The organism is Roseibium sp., assembly GCF_048260565.1.
In the GTDB taxonomy this organism is placed as follows: domain Bacteria; phylum Pseudomonadota; class Alphaproteobacteria; order Rhizobiales; family Stappiaceae; genus Roseibium.
On record NZ_JBLXGP010000001.1, the window covers coordinates 611,694 to 632,652 of the forward strand.

The 20,959-nt window shown below is 59.4% G+C and carries 19 protein-coding genes; 8 read left to right on the plus strand and 11 right to left on the minus strand.

The genetic code is table 11. From position 1 onward, the window contains the following. Nucleotides 1–23 precede the first annotated feature (23 nt). From ACN0SO_RS02675 to galU, 3 genes are all read right to left on the minus strand, one after another. On the minus strand, nt 24–461 hold the full coding sequence (locus ACN0SO_RS02675; RefSeq protein WP_417674240.1) for a DUF4864 domain-containing protein: 438 nt from the start codon (nt 459–461) through the stop codon (nt 24–26). Between the two features lie 186 nt (nt 462–647). Continuing rightward, nucleotides 648–1,952, minus strand: a complete 1,305-nt coding sequence (locus ACN0SO_RS02680; protein ID WP_417674242.1) for a nucleotide sugar dehydrogenase — start codon at nt 1,950–1,952, stop codon at nt 648–650. Nucleotides 1,953–2,078: 126 nt separating this feature from the next. Continuing rightward, the gene (galU, locus tag ACN0SO_RS02685) at nt 2,079–2,972 is read right to left on the minus strand and encodes a UTP--glucose-1-phosphate uridylyltransferase GalU (RefSeq protein ID WP_417674244.1); all 894 of its coding nucleotides are present in this window, start codon (nt 2,970–2,972) and stop codon (nt 2,079–2,081) included. Nucleotides 2,973–3,322: 350 nt separating this feature from the next. On the opposite strand from galU, the gene kdsA reads away from it, so the two are divergent. Then, nucleotides 3,323–4,171 (plus strand): 3-deoxy-8-phosphooctulonate synthase, encoded by an 849-nt coding sequence (kdsA, locus tag ACN0SO_RS02690; RefSeq protein ID WP_417674246.1) that lies wholly within the window; start codon nt 3,323–3,325, stop codon nt 4,169–4,171. Between the two features lie 154 nt (nt 4,172–4,325). Beyond that, on the plus strand, nt 4,326–5,600 hold the full coding sequence (eno, locus tag ACN0SO_RS02695; protein WP_417674248.1) for a phosphopyruvate hydratase: 1,275 nt from the start codon (nt 4,326–4,328) through the stop codon (nt 5,598–5,600). Between the two features lie 76 nt (nt 5,601–5,676). Here the strand turns inward: eno and ACN0SO_RS02700 are convergent, their stop codons facing one another. The 4 genes from ACN0SO_RS02700 to ACN0SO_RS02715 form a co-directional block, all read right to left on the minus strand. After that, nucleotides 5,677–6,351, minus strand: a complete 675-nt coding sequence (locus ACN0SO_RS02700; RefSeq protein ID WP_417674250.1) for a DsbA family oxidoreductase — start codon at nt 6,349–6,351, stop codon at nt 5,677–5,679. 84 nt (nt 6,352–6,435) lie between these two features. After that, on the minus strand, nt 6,436–7,482 hold the full coding sequence (locus ACN0SO_RS02705; protein ID WP_417674252.1) for a hypothetical protein: 1,047 nt from the start codon (nt 7,480–7,482) through the stop codon (nt 6,436–6,438). A gap of 161 nt (nt 7,483–7,643) precedes the next feature. Beyond that, nucleotides 7,644–9,272 carry an AMP-binding protein gene (locus ACN0SO_RS02710; RefSeq protein WP_417674254.1) on the minus strand — a complete coding sequence of 543 codons (1,629 nt, stop codon included), beginning with the start codon at nt 9,270–9,272 and terminating at the stop codon, nt 7,644–7,646. A 21-nt stretch (nt 9,273–9,293) separates the two neighbouring features. Next, nucleotides 9,294–11,099, minus strand: coding sequence for an extracellular solute-binding protein (locus ACN0SO_RS02715; protein WP_417675031.1), 1,806 nt, complete (start codon nt 11,097–11,099; stop codon nt 9,294–9,296). A 345-nt stretch (nt 11,100–11,444) separates the two neighbouring features. Here ACN0SO_RS02715 and ACN0SO_RS02720 point away from each other — a divergent pair, with 345 nt between their 5' ends. After that, nucleotides 11,445–12,062 carry an invasion associated locus B family protein gene (locus ACN0SO_RS02720; protein WP_417674256.1) on the plus strand — a complete coding sequence of 206 codons (618 nt, stop codon included), beginning with the start codon at nt 11,445–11,447 and terminating at the stop codon, nt 12,060–12,062. Between the two features lie 110 nt (nt 12,063–12,172). Here ACN0SO_RS02720 and hspQ read toward each other — a convergent pair whose 3' ends face one another. The 3 genes from hspQ to ACN0SO_RS02735 all read right to left on the minus strand — a co-directional run bounded on the left by hspQ (nt 12,173) and on the right by ACN0SO_RS02735 (nt 14,629). Further along, on the minus strand, nt 12,173–12,496 hold the full coding sequence (gene hspQ, locus ACN0SO_RS02725) for a heat shock protein HspQ (protein WP_417674258.1): 324 nt from the start codon (nt 12,494–12,496) through the stop codon (nt 12,173–12,175). Nucleotides 12,497–12,604: 108 nt separating this feature from the next. Then, nucleotides 12,605–13,645, minus strand: coding sequence for an HpcH/HpaI aldolase/citrate lyase family protein (locus ACN0SO_RS02730; RefSeq protein ID WP_417674260.1), 1,041 nt, complete (start codon nt 13,643–13,645; stop codon nt 12,605–12,607). 96 nt (nt 13,646–13,741) lie between these two features. Continuing rightward, complete coding sequence (locus ACN0SO_RS02735) at nt 13,742–14,629, minus strand: lysophospholipid acyltransferase family protein (RefSeq protein ID WP_417674262.1); 888 nt, start codon at nt 14,627–14,629, stop codon at nt 13,742–13,744. A 229-nt stretch (nt 14,630–14,858) separates the two neighbouring features. Between ACN0SO_RS02735 and ACN0SO_RS02740 the strand changes: the two genes are divergently transcribed. Together ACN0SO_RS02740 and ACN0SO_RS02745 are read left to right on the plus strand one after the other, a co-directional pair. Continuing rightward, nucleotides 14,859–15,812, plus strand: a complete 954-nt coding sequence (locus ACN0SO_RS02740; RefSeq protein ID WP_417674264.1) for an AEC family transporter — start codon at nt 14,859–14,861, stop codon at nt 15,810–15,812. 46 nt (nt 15,813–15,858) lie between these two features. After that, nucleotides 15,859–16,917 carry a CaiB/BaiF CoA transferase family protein gene (locus ACN0SO_RS02745; protein ID WP_417674266.1) on the plus strand — a complete coding sequence of 353 codons (1,059 nt, stop codon included), beginning with the start codon at nt 15,859–15,861 and terminating at the stop codon, nt 16,915–16,917. On the opposite strand, the gene ACN0SO_RS02750 is transcribed toward ACN0SO_RS02745, so the two are convergent. Next, on the minus strand, nt 16,914–18,143 hold the full coding sequence (locus ACN0SO_RS02750) for a UbiH/UbiF family hydroxylase (RefSeq protein WP_417674268.1): 1,230 nt from the start codon (nt 18,141–18,143) through the stop codon (nt 16,914–16,916). The genes ACN0SO_RS02745 and ACN0SO_RS02750 overlap by 4 nt on opposite strands. A gap of 221 nt (nt 18,144–18,364) precedes the next feature. On the opposite strand from ACN0SO_RS02750, the gene ACN0SO_RS02755 reads away from it, so the two are divergent. The 3 genes from ACN0SO_RS02755 (at nt 18,365) to ACN0SO_RS02765 (ending at nt 20,911) form a co-directional block, all read left to right on the plus strand. Then, nucleotides 18,365–19,318, plus strand: a complete 954-nt coding sequence (locus ACN0SO_RS02755) for a DUF2182 domain-containing protein (RefSeq protein ID WP_417674270.1) — start codon at nt 18,365–18,367, stop codon at nt 19,316–19,318. 113 nt (nt 19,319–19,431) lie between these two features. Continuing rightward, nucleotides 19,432–20,148, plus strand: a complete 717-nt coding sequence (locus ACN0SO_RS02760; RefSeq protein WP_417674272.1) for a CDP-alcohol phosphatidyltransferase family protein — start codon at nt 19,432–19,434, stop codon at nt 20,146–20,148. Nucleotides 20,149–20,179: 31 nt separating this feature from the next. After that, nucleotides 20,180–20,911 (plus strand): TerC family protein, encoded by a 732-nt coding sequence (locus ACN0SO_RS02765; RefSeq protein WP_417674274.1) that lies wholly within the window; start codon nt 20,180–20,182, stop codon nt 20,909–20,911. Nucleotides 20,912–20,959 lie beyond the last annotated feature (48 nt).

Consider the following 20,959-nt stretch of genomic DNA (forward strand, 5'->3'; position numbering starts at 1 on the left):
GGTAGATCCTGCCTGCCGGGCTTTTATGCCGGAGAGCCGGTGGACCTGGTCAGATAGCAGCCGGAAATCCGCCAGCTACCGTCTTCCTGCTGTTCGAAACTGTAAAGCGCAAGCCAGTCATCGCCGTCAGGTCCGGTGAGATAGACTTCCTGGACCGGACCTTTGCTGGTCACTTTTGACGTTCCGAAGGTGATGTCCCTGGGACTATAGACCGGGCGATATCCCCGCCTGACCGCATCCAGGTAGATTGCAGGCGTCTGGAAGCGCTGCTGAAGCGCTGTCGTTGCATAGGAGAAGGCGGTATTCGCATCTCCGGCCGCGAATGCCTTCATCTGATCCTTGATGATTTTGTGAAAGACTGCGCCGTCCGGCGCGACCGCTTGCGCTTCAGCCGATGTTCGGCCGGAGAGGAGCACTGCTGCGAAAACAACCCAAACACTGACAAAGACTGAAACCCGCATGACCGGTCCTTCCTTGTTGTCGGTATTTGATCAGTATAGGTGAGATTCGGAAATCCGCATCGTTGTAAAAAGATGCAAGTTTCTCAAAATGTTGCAGGAATACAGTTTGCCGGAAAACCCCCGGAAAACCTATTGAAAAGACCGATGATTTAGCCGCGTTTCTGCTGCCGGTTGCTATGGGAAGCATCACAGCCGCCAGAGCGTGACCTCAGCGGGCTTTTGGGAGCGGGACAGCTTTGCCGGCAGATCGGCCACCAGGGTTGCGCCGCTGCCGAGGAGTGGCAGGACGACCGGCCAGGCGTCATCCCCTTGAAAAAACACGGCATGCGGAACCGCGAGGATCACGGCATCCGATCCGGCAAGGTCTTCAAGCGATGACAGCTGGAGCCCGTATTCCGCCTCGACCTCGTCGCTCAGCGCAAGGGGGTCATGAACCCGGACATCGGCGCCGAAATCGGAGAGTTCCCGGATAAGGTCGACCACCTTGGAATTGCGCGTGTCCGGCACATTGGCCTTGTAGGTGAGCCCGAGGACCGCGATTTTCGGCGGCATTTTGCGGCCGAGCCTGACGCAGGCCTGGATGATCTTTCCGGCAATGAAGGCGGGCATGGCCTCGTTGGTGCCGCGGCCGGCCAGGATGACCTGCGGCGTGAGGCCGATCTCATGGGCCTTGTGCGTGAGGTAATAGGGATCGACACCGATGCAGTGTCCGCCGACAAGTCCCGGCTGGAACGGCAGGAAGTTCCATTTCGTCGCCGAACCGGCCAGAACGTCCCGTGTATCGATGTCCATGGCATGAAACATAACAGCGAGTTCGTTCATCAGCGCGATGTTGAGATCCCGCTGTGTGTTTTCGATGACCTTGGCGGCTTCCGCCACCTTGATGGAGGGAGAACGGTGAATACCCGCTGTGACGACGGAGCCGTAGAAATCGCAGAGTGTGTCTGTCGCGGCCTTGGAACTAGCCGAGACGATCTTCATGATATCGGAAAATCCGTGAACCGTGTCACCGGGGTTGATCCGCTCCGGTGAGTAGCCAACCTCGAAATCTCTTCCGAATGTCAGTCCGGATGCCTCTTCCAGGATCGGGACCGCTATATCTTCCGTGGCGCCGGGAAACACGGTCGATTCAAAAACGACGATCGCCCCCTTGCGCATGACCGAGCCGACGGTCCGGGCGGCACTTTCAAAGGGCCTCAGATCCGGGCGTTTTGCCCGATCGATCGGCGTCGGAACGGCTACGACGAAAATCTCGCAATCCGCAAGATCCCGAGCGTTTCCGGTGAAGGTCAGGCCTGTTTGCCGCAATTCCTCTGGAGTGACGGAAGACGTCACGTCATGACCGTTGCGAAGGTCGTTCAGCCGGTCTGTCTTGATGTCGAAACCGGTAACCCGGTGTCCGGCTCCCGCAAACGCGACGGCGACCGGAAGTCCGACATACCCAAGACCGATGACGGCAACTTTGCGGGAAATGGGGGCAGCGGAAGTCATCTGCTTTTCCGGGTGTAGGAGCCAAAGGAAAGGGCCGGCCCCTTTACGGGACGCCGGCCCAGTCCTAGTCGGTAAGGTCTTGCCCTTGCAAGCGCAATAACACCGTTCGTTAATCCGGCGCCCGGATTATTCGGCTGCGTCGCGCTTGTTGATCAGGTCGCCGAGGAGCGGAACCAGCTCGGCTGCCAGATCCGGTTGCTCCAGCGCATAGGCGATGTTTGCGCTGAGAAAACCGGCCTTGGAACCGCAATCGTAGCTTCGGCCCTCGAACTTGAGTGAGGTGAAGGGCTGGGATTCCATCAGGGCTAGCATGCTGTCGGTCAGCTGGATCTCGCCTCCGGCCCCTTTTTCCTGATGGCTGAGGAGACTGAAAATCTCCGGTTGCAGGATATAACGCCCGGTGATCATGAGGTTGGTGGGGGCGGTCCCGGGAGCAGGCTTTTCCACCATTCCCTTGATTCTGCTGGCCCGCTCAGAAAGCTTCTCCGACAGTTCCACGATCCCGTACTTGTGGGTCTGGTCTTCCGGGACTTCCTCGACGGCAATGATGTTGCCGCCGGTTTCATCATAGACATCGACCATCTGCTTGAGACAGCTCGTCTGGGACTTGATGATCACGTCCGGCAAAAGTATGGCGAAGGGCTCGGGGCCGATGATATCCCTGGCACACCAGATGGCATGACCAAGCCCCAGCGGATCCTGTTGGCGGGTGAAACTGGTTGAACCGGCAGCGGGGCGGAGTTTTTCCAGAAGCTGGAGCGCTTCGGTCTTGTTCCGGCTCTTGAGCGTGTCTTCAAGCTCGTAAGCACGGTCGAAATGGTCCGCGATCACATGCTTGTTGCGTCCGGTCACGAAGACGATGTGTTCGATACCCGCCGCACGCGCTTCTTCCACGACGTATTGAATGATCGGCCGATCGACAATCGTCAGCATTTCCTTCGGCACGGCCTTGGTCGCAGGCAGAAAGCGCGTCCCAAGACCGGCCACGGGAAGAACTGCTTTCCTAATCTTTTGGGTCATTTTGTCTCTTTCCGGGAGTTTTGCTCAAAATGAGAAAGGGTAAATTGTAAAAAAACCGCATTCAGGAGTGTTGCTCAAACGCTGATATTCGACACGTTTCGAACAGCCAAATACATACGCAAAATTACCATGACGTGAACTCTCTTCGAAGTCCCGCCGTGTGCAATGCAATATACATTGTTCCACCATGTCACGCGAGAGGTCAAACCGCGGCCGGTGAAAACTCCGCAAGGTTGGTTACTTCTGGATCTGTCGTGCGCCCATATTGCAGCCATGGAAAAAGAACGCTATGGAACGGGCGCCTGATAAACGGCCCGCCGGGGCCTGTCCACTGACCCTTAGGAAGTTCCATGTCCCAGCCGAACACTGAAGTCCGGGTCGGCGACGTTTGCTTCAGCAATACGTCCCCATTCAGCCTGATTGCCGGTCCATGCCAGATGGAAAGCCGCGCGCATGTTCTTGAATGCGCCGCAGCCGTCAAGGAAATTGCGGGGTCGCTCGATATTCCGGTCGTGTTCAAGGCTTCGTTCGACAAGGCGAACCGCACGTCTCTTGCAGCCACGCGCGGCGTCGGCCTGAAGGATGCGCTGCCGGTGTTCGCGGAGATCCGTGAAACCTACGGAATGCCCGTCCTGACCGATATCCATTCCGAAGATCAGTGCGTTCCGGTGGCCGAAGTCGTGGATGTCCTGCAGATCCCGGCCTTTCTATGCCGTCAAACGGACCTTCTGGTCGCAGCAGCGAAAACCGGCGCGATCATCAACGTCAAAAAGGGCCAGTTCCTCGCGCCCTGGGATATGAAAAACGTTCTGATGAAGATCGTTGAAACCGGCAATGCGAATGTCCTCTTGACCGAGCGCGGTGTCAGCTTCGGCTATAATACGCTCGTCAGCGATTTCCGCGCCTTGCCGATCATGGCGGAAACCGGCGCTCCGGTTATTTTCGATGCAACCCATTCGGTCCAGCAGCCTGGCGGCCTGGGCGGTTCTTCGGGTGGCGACCGACGCATGGTGGCTGTCCTGGCACGGGCTGCCGTGGCGGTCGGGGTCGGCGGGCTTTTCATCGAAACCCATCCGGATCCGGACAATACGATCTCTTCCGACGGGCCGAACATGGTGGCGCTGAAGGATCTCGGCGCTTTGCTTGCGCAGCTGAAGGCGCTTGATGCGATCGTAAAGCCGGCTGCGAAAACGAGTTAGATCATCATCATCCGGGCCGGGCGTTTGCCTGGCCCTTTTCCTATCCGGGCGGTCGGACCTCGTTACCAGGGGCAGGGGACCGGGCCGGTACTAAACGAAATCGGCGCCGGAGCCCCGGCTTGCCGTACTTAGATACGAAACAAGGAGTATTGCGATGACCGCAATCGTCGATATTACGGCGCGTGAGATTCTCGACAGCCGCGGCAACCCGACCGTGGAAGTGGATGTGTTTCTCGAGGACGGTTCCTTTGGCCGCGCCGCGGTTCCCTCCGGCGCTTCCACCGGTGCGCATGAAGCCGTCGAATTGCGCGACGGTGGCGAGCGTTATCTGGGCAAGGGCGTTCTGAAGGCCGTCGACAACGTCAACGGCGAAATCTTCGAGACCATCGGCGGTCTCGATGCGGAAGACCAGCTCAAGATCGACAGCGCGATGATCGATCTGGACGGCACGCCGAACAAGGCGCGCCTCGGCGCCAATGCGATCCTGGGTGTTTCCCTGGCTGTTTCCCGCGCCGCCGCTCAGGCCTCCGGCCTGCCGCTTTATCGTTATGTCGGCGGCACTTCGGCCCGCACCCTGCCGGTTCCGATGATGAACATCATCAACGGCGGCGCCCATGCCGACAACCCGATCGATTTCCAGGAATTCATGATCATGCCGGTCGGCGCCGATACGCTCGGTGATGCGGTCCGCATGGGGGCGGAAGTCTTCCACACGCTGAAAAAGGCCCTGGCATCGGCTGGCCACAACACCAATGTGGGCGACGAGGGTGGTTTTGCGCCGAACCTGGAGTCCACCGACGCGGCCATCGGTTTCGTCATGAAGGCCATCGAAAGCGCGGGCTACAAGCCCGGCGAAGACATCTATCTCGCGCTCGACGCGGCTTCCACCGAGTTCTTCAAGGACGGCAAGTACGTGCTCGAAGGCGAGGGCAAGTCCCTGTCGCCGGAAGAAATGGCCGCATATTTGGAAAACCTGGTTTCCCGTTACCCGATCATTTCCATCGAGGATGGGCTTGCCGAAGACGACTGGGACGGCTGGAAGGCGGCAACCGACCTGTTCGGCTCCAAGTGCCAGCTCGTCGGCGACGATCTGTTCGTGACCAACTCCGCACGTCTGCGCCAGGGCATCGAAAAAGGCGTGGCGAACTCGATCCTGGTGAAGGTCAACCAGATCGGCACGCTGTCGGAAACCCTTGATGCGGTGGAAACCGCGCACAAGGCGTCTTACACGGCGGTCATGTCGCACCGGTCCGGCGAAACGGAAGATGCGACCATCGCCGATCTCGCCGTTGCCACCAACTGCGGTCAGATAAAAACCGGATCGCTCGCCCGTTCCGACCGGTTGGCGAAATACAATCAGTTGATCCGGATCGAGGAAGAACTGGGGCCGCAGGCTGTCTATGCCGGCCGGTCCATCCTGAAAGGCTGAGCCGGACCTCGGAACCATGCGAAAATAATAAAGCCCCGCCGGTTGGCGGGGCTTTTTTCGTAAAGGCTTCTCGCCGCTATTGTACAACGGCCTCCGGGTCGGAGGTCCGGGTTTCTTCCGCATGACGTATGGCGGCGGCGATGGTCTCGGGCTTCTCGGCGCCTGCGATCACGAACCGTCCGTCGATAATGAAACACGGTACGCCCGTCACGCCGAGTTCCTGAGCGCGGGCGATTTGCTGTTTGGTCTTTTCCAGGTCGCTGTCGGTTTCCAGAAGCTGGTCGACCAGATCCGATTGCATCCCGGCGTCATCGGCGATCTTCACCAGCGTTTCCGGCTTCGTCAGGTCTTCTCCGTCCTGAAAGTAGGCCTTGAACAGACGCTCCACGACCTCGTCCTGCAGGTCGTCGGCCCGTGACCACAGGATCAGCCGGTGGCTGTCGAGTGTATTCGGGGAAACCTTGATCTTGTCGAAGGCGAAATCGATCCCTTCCTGCCGGCCGGCGTCGCTGATTTGGGCATAGATCCCTTGCGCGCGTTCCGGACCACCGAACTTGTCATTGAGGTAAGCCTGTCTGTCCTTGCCTTCTTTCGGCAAGGTGGAATCGAGCTGGAAAGGGTGCCAGCGAACGGCGACCTTGATATCGGGTAGCTGGGCCAGAGCGCTCTCAAGCCGGCGCTTTCCTATATAGCACCATGGGCACATCACGTCTGACACCACGTCCACGGCTATAGGTGTGTCTTCAGCCAAATCCCGTCTCCCGGCTACTTTTCAACATACCGAACATAAGCGTTTCCGCCCGTCTGTTCCAGTCGCGGTTGTGAACAACACGGTTCAAAGTGCCGTGTGCGCCAGGATCGCCTCGATACGGGCCTGCAGCCGGCCCTTGCCCCTTTGGCTCTTTAGTACGGCGACGGGGCCTATGTCGTTGACCACGCAAACCAGGTCCTCCTCGCGGCTGGTGGCGTCGGCGACCGAAAGCAGCGTTCCATAGAGATTTTCGGCAAGTGCGGTTGTCTGTTCCGGTAGGACAAAATTCTCCGGCAGCAACTTCATCTCGCAAAGAGAGAGACCACGCTCGGCGAGCGCCTGGCCGGCTCGCTCAAGATAGCGGTGATAGTCGTTCTGGCTGACTCCGCCTTTGTCGAGCTGCTGGGTCAGCCAACGGTGGCTTTCCGCCAGAACCTTGTCGGCGAGCCTTCGGCGCTTGCCATGGCGGATGGCCGTTGCAAGCCGTGCGCGCAGGTTGGTTTCATCCAGAGGGAGTGTCAAAACATCGTTTGCGCCTGCTTTCCACAGCATGGCGGTGTTGCCCGGATGGTCGGTCACCACCAGAACAGGTATGGCGGTGAAGCGGGAATCCATGCGGATCAGCCGCAGGCTCTCGAGAGTTTCATCCAGTGTGGAATCCAGAATGACGGCATCGAAGGCCCTCTGGGACAAGTAGTTTTCGGCCATGTCCCGGGTGAAGGCGCCGATGACCTCGACTTTCCGGCCGCTGGCTTCCTGCAGATCGGGATAGCGTCCTCCGAGTCCCACGACGAGCAGTCCGCTGGTTCCTCTGTAATGGGGGGCTGCTCCGTAGCCGGGAATACGGCCGAAGACGAGACGGCGGATCCGTGCTTCCTCGAAGCGCATCAGGGCGCGCTGATGAGAGCAGATGGCGTTAAACAGAACATCGTCCGGCACGGCTCTGGTGATCGTGGCATTGGCTTTTGGACGATTCGGCAGCACGTCATCCGAACCGCTCAGGAAGAATATCGGGACATCCGTCGGCAGTCGGGCAACCATGCCGTCCAGCCAGGCAAAGAACCGGTTTCGATCGCACGCCTCAATTGCGGAAATATCGACAATGACCGCGCTCGGAAGACGGTCATCCATTCCCTCTGGGTCCGCAAAGCCCCGCAGCAGATCAATGTCTCCGGGGAGCCCCGGAACCGAGCCGGCGCTCGTCGGCGAAGGCCGGCCGGCGAACCACACCGGGCCCTGCCAGAGTAGTGAAACGTCCTGATCCATCTGCTTCCGTTTCAGCCCAAGGTGGCTCAGGCCACCGCGGCCGGTAACCGTTGGGTGCGCAAGGTCAGTCTCTCGCGATCCACCGTTCCGTCGTTGTTTCGCGGGAGAGCCTGTAGCACAAGAACACGATAGGGTATCTTGGCGAGATCCACTCCATCGGCATCGAGATAGGCGAAAAAGGCCTTGGCATCGGGAACATTACCCGAAACCGGAACAAGCGCCGCATAGAGCCGCGCTCCCAGAACCTCGTCTTCGACTAGAAACGCGGCCGCTTCGCTGACACCCGGGTAAGCGGAGTAGATCTCATCCAGCGCTTCCAGGTCGCCAACGCCGTTGGCTTGCATTCCGGGAATGCCGAACCCTTTCAGGCCGTCTTCGCTCTGCTCCACCGGGATGCCGGTATTCAGGAAACCTTCCTGATCGCGGTGGTGGGTATGCGCGCCGGTATGCGTATGCCAGCCGATATCCGGAACCATGGGACCCTTGACCCGCAAGAGCGCATGGGGTCCGTTATCGTCTTTATTGACCGCGACTTCCAAAAGGGCTGGCCCGCTCTCACACCCGTTCGGCCCCGCCTGTTTTCCCAGCGGAGTCGCCTGCACCCTGGCTGACGGGCCGCGCGCCTTAGCGACAAGCGCGAATTCGTCCGCGATATGAAGATCCACAACCTTGTGCTGCGGTGTGAATGTGCCGGGCTTCGGTGCCGCGACATTCCAGGCGGCGGCGATGGTCGTCGACTCCTGAACAAGTTTCTTGTCGAGGATCTGCGTCAGCGGTCCCGGGGTCAGTACGTAGTCGGCACCGATTGCATTGGCATGCCGGGACAGTTGCAGAAGGGACGTCGGGTGGTGCAGATGCAGTGTTCCTCCGACGAGCAGCCAGGGCACAAGCCCTGCGCCGATCCCGGTGAGCCCGCTCAGCGAGTAGGGCACGAGAATACGTTCACCGTGCTTCAGCCCCGCCTCATGTACGCATTGCCGAGCCGATGAAATCCAGTGATTGTGGCAGCGGGGTACGGGAACGGTCTCGCTGCCGGTCCTTGTCCAGGATATGGTCGCCACGTGATCGGCGGCCTTGTCCCGTTCGCCTTCGTCAAAGGTCAGATCGTCGCCCATCTCCGCCAGCATGGGCCCCAGCTCTATCAGTCCGTCGGGGATGTCCTTGCCGAGGCCGAAAACGAAACGAAGACTGAAAAGGTCCGCGGCGACGTCGCGGGCGGCGGCTCCGACATTCCGCGTTTCGATGCGATCGGCGGCGACGAAACCTTTTGCCCCGACCGAATTGAGGGCTTCCAGCACGTTTTTCTGTCGCCAGTGAAGCGGCAGCGTCGACACGATCAGTCCGGCCCTGAGCGCGGCCATGATGGCGATGACCGTGTCGACAGTATTGGGGGATTGCACGCCTATGACATGGTCGGTTGTCAGGCCGATTGCGCGGTAGAAGGCGGCGAGCCGGTCGATTTCCCGCTCGGCCTCCTGATAGGTCAGGCTGCGGCTGTCTCCGCCCGTCCAGTCGGCGCGGTCGGGAGCATCCACGAGCGCCATCCGCGTCGGATGCAACCTGGCGGTCTGCCGGAACAACGCGTCCAGCGTCGTGTCTCCCCAGGCATCGGTTGCATGGTAGGGATCGGACAAGGTGTCTGGCGTGACTTTCATGGTCTTGGTTCTTTGCTCCGATCAGTTTACCGCCGCGTCCGCGGACCACCAGGTGTCGAACTCCACGCCGTAAAGCGAATTCACTTTCGGCGGAACGACGCGGTTCCAGCGACCGACCCAATCGTCCGATACGTGGAAAAGGGGAACTGCGTAGGCTCCGGAAATCAGGATTCGATCAAAGGCCCTGACGGCGGCGGTGAAATCTTCCTCCGTGCGGGCGCCAACAATGGCGTCGATCATGGCATCGATCGCCGGGCTATGCGCACCGACTATGTTGAACGACCCTTCCGCATTCGCGGCGGCGGAAGACCAGCGGCCGTATTGTTCGGCTCCAGGGGAAAGGGAAGAATACCAGGTATTGAAGACCATATCGAAGTCCCGACGGATCCGCCGGTCTTCGAACTGGGACGGATCGACCGTCCGTACCTGTACTTCGACGCCGATCAGTTTCAGCGTTCTGGCATAGGCCAATGCCAGCTTTTCCTCATCCTCGTTCTTGGTCAGAATTTCGAAAGCCAGCGGGGCGTTCGTGCTTTCATTGGCGAGTTGGCCGTCTTTCAGGGTGTAGCCGGCGTTTTTGAGGATACCCAACGCAGCGCGCAGGACTTTCCGGTCCCGGCCTGAACCGTCGGTTACCGGCGGCCGCCAGGTGCCTTCCATGACCTCCGGAGTGACCGCGTTGGGGAAGGGGGCAAGCAGTGCCCTTTCCTTGTCGCCGGCAGGCCGTCCTACGGAGGACAAAACGGAGTTGTCCCAGTATCCGGTTGTTCTCTTGTAAAGGCCGAAATAGATGTTCCGGTTCACCCATTCGAAATCGAACAGCATCGAGAGCGCCTCGCGGACGCTCCTGTCCGCGAACACCGCGCGGCGGGTGTTGAAGGCAATTCCGCGCATGTTTGCGGGCGTTTCCCGGGGGATGATCGTTTTGATCACCTTTCCTTCCTTGGCGGCCGGAAAGTCGAATCCCGTTTCCCAGCGCACGGGGTCGCCGAACTGGAGTGCATCGATCAGGCCCTTGCGGAAAGCTTCCTGCAAGGTTGTCTCGTCCCGGTAGTATTCGATGCGTATCTCGTCGAAATTATCGAAGCCGGCCTTGATTGGCAGGTCCTTCGCCCAGTAGTCTGGGTTTTTGCGATAGATCACGCGCCGTCCGGGTTCGATCTTCGAAAAGACATAGGGACCCGTTCCCATGATCGGGGTCAGCGTCGATTTGTCGAACGTTTCCGCATTCGTGTGGGTCTTGGAAAAGATCGGAGCCATGGCGATCAGAAGGGGCAGTTCGCGATTGTCCCCATCGCCGAAAGTGATCTTGAGAGAGCGCTCTCCTGTAATCTCCTTGTCGACGATCTCGCCGTACCAGCTGCTGTAGGGCGGCCGCCCCTTGTCGCGGATGAGGTCGAGGGAAAAGATTACATCGTCTACCGTCACCGGGGATCCGTCGGAAAATCTTGCTAGGGGGTTGAGCTCGAATTCGATCCATTTCCGGCTTTCCGGCATGCGCACCCGCTCTGCCAGATGAGCATAGAGCGTGAAAGGTTCCGCGTAGGAGCGGGCAAGCAGACTTTCGAAGATATTGGAACCGAACGTTCGTTCCTTCATGCCGCGCGCGCTGGTCCAGCCACCCTGGACAATAAACGAATTCAGGCTGTCGAACGTTCCCTGTACGCCGAGCGTCAGCACGCCGCCCTCGGGCGCGTCGGGATTGGCATAAGGCAGGGATTTGAAGTCAGGCCCCAGGGCCGGTTCGCCATGCATGGCGATGGCATGCGCCCAGGGAACATTATCCTCATCCGCCTGGGCCGTTGAAAGCGGCGCAAGCAAAACCATTCCGGCGGCCAATGCCGGCCGGTATCCGTTCAAAACAGCGACCGCACGGCCCAGGGCCGTTGCAAACCCGCGGAAGAAGCCAGTGATCATCACTTAACCGTGGTTTGATTCTCCCTCAAATCCTAACACAAGCATGATTTCGGCGCGCGTCGGACCGGCTTCGAATGCATGATATCCAGTAGTTCTGGTAAAATCGGATTCCGTTGCATATCGGTCACCCTATTGCCGTAATCGCCCCTATAGGGTGTCTCAAAGCGTTGTCTGGGGTTCCGGTACTTGAAGTTGCCGCCCGAATGGAGCAAGAAAGCGCAAAGATCCGAGCACGGAAGGTTGAGGATGTTTCCAATGAAAAAGATTTTGAAAAGGGTTGTGGCCGGCTGCGCCTTCGCCGCGCTGGCACTTCCCTCTTCGGCGGTCAGTGTGTCGGCCCAAACTGCGGAAAAAAGCGATTCCCCCTGGGTCAAGATCTGTAATGTTGATCCGAAAGTGAACAAGCAGGTCTGCTTCACAAGCCTTGAACTGCGCACCAATACCGGCCAGTTCCTGAGCAGCTTCGGCGTCAAGGAGATCGATGGCGAAGCGCGCAAGCTTCTGATCATCGCCGTTCCGACCGGGCGGCTGATCCAGCCGGGTCTGGGTGTGCAGATCGACAGCGGCAAGCTGGTTCAGGCCAAGTACTCCATCTGCGTGCCGACCACCTGTGTTGCCGAACTCGTCGTCGACGACGGGTTCATTTCGTCCATGAAGCAGGGCACCAAGATCACCCTGACCACGTTCAATCAGCAGGCCAAGGCTATTCCGCTGGAAATCACCCTGATCGGCTTCACCAAGGTCTATGAGGGTGAGGCTATGGATGTGGCCGAGCTTCAGAAGAAGCAGAGCGAATTGCAGGATGAGTTGAAGCGCCGTGCCGAAGAAGCGCGCCAGAAACTGATCGATGCTCAGAAGAACGCTGCCCAGTAAGCACCTGTTCTTGTTTCGAAAATAAAAACGCCGCATCTTTCCAGGATGCGGCGTTTTTCATTTTGAGCGGGCATCATATTCGACGGCTGCTACGACCCTCAAATTTGCCCTTAATGGATCTCGACCGTCCGCGGCACATAGGATCCATCGCCCATTTCCTCGAAAATCTCGTCGACCTGCGGATGACGGACCGGTTCTCCGGTCATGTCGGGGACAAGATTCTGTTCGCTGACGTAGGCGACGTATTCCGTTTCCTCGTTTTCGGCAAGAAGGTGATAGAATGGCTGATCCCGAACCGGACGCACATCTTCCGGGATGGCGTTCCACCATTCCTCTGTATTGTTGAAGGTCGGATCGACATCGAAAATGACGCCCCGGAAGGGATAAATCCGGTGTCGCACGACCTGACCAATTCTGAATTTTGCCGTACGCATCCTAAACTACCTGACCAATCGGCCTTTTTGCCGGGATAACGCGCTGAAGACGGGCTTGCAAGCGTTATCGCGCGGTCGCATTGGCGATGTAGTATAGTACCCCTTCCTCTAGAGAGCGTAAACTTTTGCGAGATCCGGGTCCTTGGTCGACACCAGACGAGCGAGATCGACGATCACCTTGGCCTGTTTCCAGGTCGCGTCGTCCTGCATCTTGCCATCGATCATGACAGCGCCGGTCCCGTCGGGCATGGCGTCCAGGATCTTCTTCGCAAAGGCCACTTCGTCCGGGTCCGGGCTGAAAACCTTCTTGGCAAGGTCGATCTGGCTGGGATGCAGCGACCAGGCGCCGAGACATCCCATGAGGAAGGCATTGCGGAACTGGCTCTCGCAGGCTTCCGGGTCGGAAAAGTCGCCGAACGGACCGTAAAAAGGCTTAAGTCCGTAGGATAGGCACGCATCCACCATCTTGGCGACGGTATAGTGCCAGAGATCCTGCTGGAAGGCGGTTCGGTTCGCGCCTTCAGCGGCATCGCTCAGGACGGCGTAGTCGGGATGGCCGCCGCCGACGCGGGTGGTCTTCATGCCGCGAGAGGCTGCCAGGTCCGCCGGGCCGAGGCTCATGCCGTGCATGCGCGGGCTCGCCGCAGCGATATCCTCGACGTTCTTGACCCCTTCGGCTGTTTCCAGAATGGCATGGATCATGATCGGGCGGCCGAGGCCGGCCTTCGCTTCAAGCTGTGCCAGCAACTGATCGAGATAGTGGATGTCCCAGGGACCTTCGACCTTGGGCAACATGATCACGTCGAGCTTGTGGCCGACTGCGGGAACGATCTCCAGGATATCATCCAGGAACCACGGGCTGTTGAGGCAGTTGACCCGGGTCCACAAGCCGGTCTGGCCGAAGTCGTTCTCACTCGCCATCTGGATGAAGCCCTTGCGGGCGTCTTCCTTGGCATTGGCCGGAATGGCGTCCTCCAGGTTGCCGAGGACGACGTCGACCTTGGAAATCAGATCCGGCACCTTGGCCCGCATCTTTTCGACATGCGGGGGAACGAAATGAATCATCCGCTCCAGGAAAACCGGCAATTCGCGGAACGGTGCGGGCGCGCCGATAGCAAGCGGCTGGTAAAAGGAGCGGGGCGTTTTCATGATTGATCCTCCAGAGTTTGGCGACATATAACCCGATTGCTGCGCCGCAACCATACGCCGAAAGGCGGACCGGAAGCCTTTCTTCAGGCCGATTATTCAGGCAAGGGCCCATTTGCGATGGATCCACATCCATTGTTCCGGGTTCTCGCGGATCCATTCCTCGAAAATCTTGTGTATCTCGATCGTCGCGGCTTCGATATCCGCCTTGCGATCGTCTGTCTGGGGAACCTCGATGTAGCGGCCCTCAATGCGGAAATGAACGCCTTTCGTCCGCACCACTCGTCCGGCGATGATCGGAACGCCGCAGGTGCGGGCAAGCGAAGCGGGAATCGGCGTGGCGTAGGCCGGCAGGCCGAAGAACGGCACCTTGATCCCGCGTGTCTCCCGGAGATCGGCCATGATGCCGACACTGCCGCCCTGGCGCAGGGTGCTGATCAGCTTTCGGGCGGTCTGATGTCCTTTCGAATAGAGGCCCCCTCGATAAAGTGCCTTACGCATGTCACGCAGTATTTCGTCGGTAATCGGGTTCTTGAGAGCCTGATAGACCCCGGTCACGTTATGTCCGCGTCGCACAGGTGGCTGGACGCAAAGTTCCCAGTTTCCCGAATGCAGCGAGACCCAGACGCAGGCCGTGTTTTCGTCGAGGATTTTTTGGGTCCGTTCGTCGGGAAAGACTTCATAACGGTCGTTTTGGACCATCAGGTCGGCGATATGGAACGTTTCCGCCGCGACGCGGCCGAGATTGTCCCACATGCCCTTGACGATGGCTTGCCGCTGCTCCTCGCTCGTTTCCGGCAACGCCAGCGCCAGATGCCTCAGTGCGCGCTTGTGGCGGCTGTTGAACGGCGCGAGCATCCGCCAGAAAAAACCCATGGCGGCCGAGGCCATATCCACCGGAATAAGCCGGAACAGGAATATCGCCGTCCGCAGGAAGGCGGCCTCGATCCAGTATTGGAGATCTTGAAGGAGGGATGAGCGGCTCATCTGTGGTTTCGATCGTAATCCTGGGATATCCGTTTGAGCGCAGGCTCTCTGGAGACCATGTGTACAAGAGTGGCAGGACTCGCGGACAGTCAATCTGGCGATTGACCCGTTGCGGTGAACAGGCTAGGCGTGATTAGCCAAGGTGTTTCGAGGATGCAAGCGCAACGGCGTCATCGGCTGGCATTTGGGCCAGCCTCTTCGATACGCAGGATCCCGTTCGGACCAATCCATGCAAGACATCATCTCGCTCGCTTTTCCCTTTTTCGGGCTTATTTTTCTGGGTGTGATCGCCGCCAGGATCCGCGACCTGCCTGAGGCCGGTCTGGCTTGGATGAATTTTTTCATCATCTATATCGCGCTCCCGGCGCTTTTTTTTCGCCTTCTGTCGGAAACGCCGATCGAACAGCTGACGGACCCGACCTTCGTGGCCGCCACCACGTTCACGACCTATACGGTATTCGCGATTTCCTTTTGCATCGGTGTTCTTGCGACAAACGGAAGCATCCCCGAATCCACCGTTCTGGGGATTGCCGGCGCCTATTCCAATATCGGCTATATGGGCCCCGGCCTGACGCTCGCCGTGCTGGGTGCAGGAGCGACCGTGCCGACGGCCCTGATCCTGTGTTTCGACAACACGCTTCTGTTCATTCTCGCACCGTTGATGATGGCCGTTGGCGGAACCGACAAGCAGCCCATCAGCAAGACGATTCAGATGATCGTCTGGCGGGTGTTTACCCATCCCTTCATCGTAGCGACCATTCTCGGCGTGGGCGCGGCTGCGGTCGGTTTCAAGCCGCCGGCGGCGATCGACACGATGTTGCGCTACCTGAGCAATGCGGCCGCCCCCTGCGCGCTGTTCGCAATGGGCGTCAGTATCGCTCTTCGTCCTGCCGGCCGGGTGCCGATCGAACTGCCGGCCGTTCTGGTGGTCAAACTCATCGTTCATCCCGTGCTGGTCTATCTGCTTTTGACCTGGATCGGCGGCATTGATCCCGTGTGGGTGGCGACCGCTGTTCTCATGGCGTGCCTGCCGCCGGCGACCAACGTCTTCGTCATTGCCCAGCAGTACAATGTCTATGTCCAGCGTGCTTCCAGTTTCGTCCTGTTCGGCACCATGGCCTCGGTGGTAACGGTGACGGGTTTCATCTGGGCAATCACCAATGGCGTCTTGCAGACTGGCTGAAACTCCGTAACTTCTTGAGCCGGGAGCGTCTTTGGAGGAGATGGATGTGCCGCAACCGCTTGATGGACTGACCGTTCTCGACTTCACCACGCTGCTGCCGGGGCCGCTTGCCACCCTGATGCTTGCGGAGGCCGGTGCGCGGGTGATCAAGGTTGAACGACCGGGCGGCGAGGATATGCGGCGTTTCGCCCCCTTCGTGGACGGTGTTTCCGTACTCTATGCGCAACTGAACCGGGGCAAGGAGATCGTCGAAATCGATCTCAAGGCCTCCGACGCGCTGACGCAACTGGAACCGCTTGTTGCCGGCGCGGATATTCTGGTCGAGCAGTTCCGACCCGGAGTCATGGAACGTCTCGGCCTTGATTATAAGACGCTGAGCGGACGTTTTCCGGGGCTCATCTATTGCTCCATCTCCGGGTATGGCCAGACCGGACCGAAGGCGGAGATGGCGGGACACGATCTCAACTATCAGGCCTTAAGCGGGCTACTGGCCCAGGCTTGCGGATCGGCAGAACATCCGTCCCTGCCGCCGACGCAGATCGCGGACATCGGCGGCGGCTCCTTTCCCGCCATGATCAATATCCTCCTGGCGGTGCTACAACGTCAAAAGACGGGCAGGGGCGCCTGGCTCGATATCGCCATGAGCGACACCATGTTCACCTTCGGCCTCTTCGCCCATGCTTTTCACACGGCCGGTAAGGCTGTTCCGGAGTTCGGTTCCGCACTCCTGACCGGAGGTTCGCCGCGCTATCGGCTGTATCCGGCGGCAGACGGCAAGTTGATCGCAGTCGGAGCTCTGGAGGAGAAGTTCTGGCAGGGGCTTTGCGCGTTGCTTGAAATTCCGGAAGAGCTGCGCGACGACCGCAAGGACCCGCAAGCCACAGCGTCCGCAATCGCCGCTGCCTTTGCAGCCAGAAATGCGGCCGAGTGGGAAGAGGCCCTGATAAAGGCCGATTGCTGCGCCTGCCTGGTCAAGACCTTTGGGGAAGCACGAAAAGACCGCCACTTCCAGGAGCGCGGTCTGTTCGACTTCCAAGCCGCCGCCGGGACTGGCGAAGTAGAAGCAACGGTCGTGCCGATTGTCCCGGAATTCCGAAAGCCCTAAGCAGACTTGCGACGAGGCAGCAGGCTGTCGGCCAGGGACTTCGTGCCCGGTGCAATGCCTTCACGCATCAGGAGCCGGCGCAACGGCCCGATCCGGTCGGCCAGATAAAGGCCGGTGCTGCGGGCGAGTTGGATGGGAAGGAACCCGTTCAGGAGTGAACGGTTCAGGGCGTCGACCGCAACCGTGCGCGAGGAGATATCGGTTCGCCGCTCCCGTTCATAGGTTGCCAAAACGGTCGCTGAACCGATATCCGCCCTGCGGTCATGAGCGCTTGCAATCAGACGGACAAGGGCAGCCACGTCACGCAGGCTGAGGTTCAAGCCCTGGGCCCCGATGGGCGGAAAGACATGAGCGGTTTCGCCGATCAGGGCGACACGCTGGCCGACCAGCGTCTTGGCCGCAAGTCCCGAAAGCGGATATCTCTGCCGTTCGCTGGCGATCCTGAATTTGCCGAGGATCGAATGGGCGCGCTGTTCCAGTTCCTGTTCCAGATAGGCGTCCTGCATCTTGTAGAGGCGGTCCGCACCTTCTTCCGTTTCGACACAGACCAGCGACGAATTGCGGCCGGGCAGGGGAACCAGGGTGAACGGGCCGGTCGGCGTGTGGAATTCCGTCGATACGTCCCCGTGAGGCAGGTCATGGGCAAGGTTCAGGACAAGGGCAACTTGAGGATAGCCCCAGCGTTTGACGTCGATGCCGGCAGTTTTGCGCAGCAGCGAGTTCCGCCCGTCCGCGGCAACGGCAAGTCGCGCCTGATAAGCTGTGCCCGAAGCGTCTTCGATCGTAACCGTATCTTCGCCGAGCTCATACCCGGCAGCGGCCTGGCGAACGAAGGTCAGGCCCTTCTGGGTGTCGGCCTCCTGTTCCAGCACGGTGTTCAGGTCAATGTTGAGCAGGTTATAGCCGTATGCGTCGAGCTCCAGCTCGGCGCTGTCGAAGGTGACTTCCGGCGCGCGGATCAGTCGCCCGGTGTCGTCGATCAGTCGCATACGGCGTAAGGGAGCGGCCTTCGGTGCGAGTTTAGCCCAGACATCGAGAGTTTTGAGAAAGGCGACGGACTCCCGTAAGAGCGCCGTGGTGCGTCCGTCGCTGTGGTTCACGTCAGGGGCAAGGAGGAGCGTGTCCAGCCCTCTTTGCGCAAACGCGAGCGCGGCGGTCAGTCCGGACGGTCCGGCGCCGATAACGGCGACATCGTACAGTTTGCTGGGGTTCCGCTTTTCAGTCATGGCACTGGCTCACATTTGCTGCTTTCCCCGAGAATGAGCTATTCTCGAAGGATATCAAGACCGCCTGCCATCGGCTTCCGCGATCCAATGACGCATGCCGGAAATTACCGGTCTTTGGCAAGATCCAAATGCGCCAGATCAAGGCGCCGCACGGAAAAGGGCATAAACCTGACACGCGCCGTCGGGTGATCGTCAGGCGGAACCTGTAGCGAAGAGACTGGATGAAACGGGGAGCGAAGCGGACATTGGCCGTGGAAGAAAACGGATTCTCACCTGCAGAAAATCGCCGCGCTGGTTTAAGCGAAGACATGCTGATGCGCGGCTGGCCGCTGGTAATAGCCTGCCTCACCGTGCTTGTGCTCATGGGCTGGGCCTATCTCGGTATCATGATCGCCGACATGATTTCCGTTATGGATATGACGGAAGCCGGTCCGGGTATGGGTCTCTTCAATCTGTTCAACCAGTATGCCGGCCTGCCGGAAGAAGCGCGCGCCGCGATTGCAGCGCTGTGCCTGCCGACATCCGCCGCAACCTTTGGAATGCCCGCCGTCGAATGGGGCATGATCGACCTTATGAAGGTCTATCTGATGTGGCTGATGATGGCCCTTGCGATGATGCTGCCGTCCGCTTTGCCGATGTTGCGCGCCTATATCCGCGAAAAGAACGGCACGATGGCTGCCGAACGGGATGCGTCGAAGAATACATTGCTGGTTGCCGTCGGATATCTGCTCGTCTGGGCCGCCTATGCGCTGGTCGCCACGCTCGCCCAATGGGGGCTGACGGCTGCCAATGCCGTTTCCCCGATGATGGCGCCGCTCAGCCTCGCCGTTTCGGCCAGCGTGTTGATCGCGGCCGGCATCTATCAGTTCACGCCCGCCAAATGGGCCTGCCTGAACCGCTGCTGGTATCCGTATTGGGCATTCCTCGGTAAGAGCGGCGCCTTCGGCGCACTCCGTGAAGGTGTGGTGCAGGGCATGGCCTGCCTCGGCTGCTGCTGGGCCGTCATGACGGTCATGTTCGCCGTCGGCGTCATGAATATCGTCTGGATTGCGCTCCTCGGCGCCATCATGGCAATCGAGAAGACGTTCCCGAGCTTCTGGTTTCCAAAGGCGATCGGCGTCTTCTGTCTTGCCTGGGGTATGGCGCTCGCATTGGCCATGGCGAGCGGTGCCTGAGTCCGTACCCTAAGCTAAAAAAGCTGTTCAAACTGTCACGGAATTGAAATACTGGGTTCCGGAGGCCGGGTTCGGCTCGATAAGCCTTGCCCGAAACAAACGACGAAAATCCTGTGACAGATATCCCCACGCGAAAGCAAGGCCGGGAACCGGCGCTGTTCCTGATCCATCTTCTGACCGCTTCCGGTGCTCCGATTGCGCTGATCGCGCTTCTGGCCGGGTCGCGCGGCGAGTGGGGGGAAATGTTCGCCTGGCTTGGGCTTGCCCTGGTTGTCGACGGGGTCGACGGGCCGCTTGCCCGCCGGTTCAACATCGCCGAGCGCCTGCCGCGCTGGTCCGGTGCGTCGCTCGATTTCGTGATCGATTATGCCACTTACGTGTTTTTACCCGCCTTCGCGCTGGCTGCAAGCGGCATGCTGTCCGAACCGTGGAACTGGATCTGCGGTGGTCTGGTCGTCTTTACCGGCGCGCTTTATTTCGCAGACAGCGGAATGAAAACACTGGACGGGGCATTCAAGGGCTTCCCCGCAGGCTGGAATATGGCGATCTTCGGACTGATGGTATTGTCGCCTTCCGAAGGGTTCACCATCGGCTTCGTCCTTGTCTGCTGTGTAATGAGCTTCGTTCCGGTCAAGTTCATCCATCCGGTCCGGGTCCGGCGCTGGCGTCCGTTGACGCTTTTGATAACCGCTGTCTGGTTCGTTTTTGCCGCCATGGCGGTCATCGGCGGCATGACCCTGACCGGTACGGGGGAGATGGTTCTCACCCTGAGCAGCCTTTACCTGCTCGGTGTCTCAGCCGTACAACAGGCTCTGGACCGATTCTGCTAGGGCAGGATCTCATCACAAAACTGGAGTAGCCATGCTTGGGTGGGTAACGGATCCGCAGATCTGGGCAAGCCTTGTGACGTTGACGGTCATGGAGATCGTGCTCGGTATCGACAATATCGTTTTCATCTCCGTCGTCGTATCCCGCTTGCCTGCTCATTACGCAAATCGGGCCCGCCGCATCGGACTGGCCCTGGCCTTGATCTTCCGCATCATGCTGCTCAGCATCCTGACTTGGCTGGTTGGGTTGACCGCACCGCTTTTCGATGTCGGCGGTCATGCGTTTTCCTGGCGGGATGCAATCCTGATCGCCGGCGGTCTGTTTCTGCTCTTCAAGGCGACGCACGAGATCCACAAGGGAATTGAGGGGGACGCCGAGAACGACGGCATGACGGGGGCTGTCGGTACCTCCTTTGCCGCGGTCATTGCGCAGATCGTTGTGATCGACATGGTGTTTTCCGTCGATTCCATTATCACTGCCATCGGCATGGCCCGTCACGTCGAGGTCATGGTCGCAGCCGTGGTCATCGCCATGGTAATCATGTACCTGGCTTCGGGGCCGGTTGCGGACTTTATCAAGAAGCACCCGACGACCAAGATGCTGGCTTTGTCCTTCCTTCTCCTTATCGGAGTAGCACTTGTGGCCGACGGGCTGGGTTTTCACATTCCCCGGGGCTACATATATTTCGCCATGGCGTTCTCGGCCGGCGTGGAATTGGTCAATGTGCTTGCCCATAACCGGCGCCGAAAGAACAAGGCGGTATAGCCCGGTTGCGAATTGAAGCCGGTTTTGCCCGAAACGGATATTGGAGGA